Annotated in this window: 1 pseudogene; it reads left to right on the top strand. The window is 64.9% G+C overall.

What is annotated here, in order from left to right:
• Nucleotides 1-319: pseudogene (locus AC0L3J_RS37815) on the top strand (hypothetical protein); the annotation flags it as partial.

Raw genomic sequence — 319 nt, forward strand, 5'->3', positions numbered from 1 at the left:
CGCAAGTTCGTCGAGCTGATGTTTGACGACGACGCGACCGCACCGGATCGCAAGGCGCGCACGCGGGGCCTCATCGACCAATTCAAGCGTGACGTGCGCAGCATCGAGTCGCGCCTGTCGTCGGCCGTGTCGCTCACTCGCTTGAAGGGGCACAAGATCGTCAACGAGGACGGCACGACCGTCACGCATGACGACTTCCTGCGCTGGCTGCAATTCTGCGTGACGGGCCTGCACCATCCGGTGCAGCTCCCCAGCAACCCGATGTACCTGGACGCCCTGGTCGGCGGACAGGAAATGTGGGGCGGGGTAGTGCCCAAGG

The organism is Bradyrhizobium sp. Kon37, from assembly GCF_055807535.1.